Origin of the sequence: Bradyrhizobium sp. NBAIM08, from assembly GCF_020193935.1 — a bacterium.
Classification (GTDB): domain Bacteria; phylum Pseudomonadota; class Alphaproteobacteria; order Rhizobiales; family Xanthobacteraceae; genus Bradyrhizobium; species Bradyrhizobium yuanmingense.
Map to the genome: position 1 here is coordinate 1 of NZ_JADYVR010001278.1, position 386 is coordinate 386.

The following is a 386-nucleotide window of genomic DNA, read 5'->3' on the forward strand; positions in this document are numbered from 1 at the left end:
TCCCGGCCCTGGCATTGGTCGGGACGCGATCCTGGCTTCCGTCCTACCGCTGCTGCGTCTTCACCGGGTCCGCCGGTCGCTTGGGCAGCTGCCGCGGATTCGCCTCCATCGCCTTCAGCACCTCCGCCATGGCGCGGTCGAGCTGCGGGTCCTTGCCGGCGATGACCGACGCGGGGTCGTTCTCCACCTCGATGTCCGGGGTCACGCCCTCGCCTTCGATGATGTAGTTGCCGTTCTCGTCGTTGGTCGCGTTCAGCGGCACCGAGACGGCGCCGCCGTCCAGCAGCGGCCCGCGGCCGGAGATGCCGACGACGCCGCCCCAGGTGCGCTTGCCGATGAGCGGGCCCAGGCCGGCCTTGCGGAAGTAGTGCGAGAAGATGTCGCCG

Annotated in this window: 1 protein-coding gene; it reads right to left on the minus strand. The window is 70.5% G+C overall.

The annotated features are described in order from the left end of the window. Positions 1-43: 43 nt before the first annotated feature. Positions 44-386 (minus strand): S41 family peptidase (locus tag I6F37_RS44515; protein WP_225155059.1); only part of this gene is annotated, 343 nt, incomplete at its 5' end.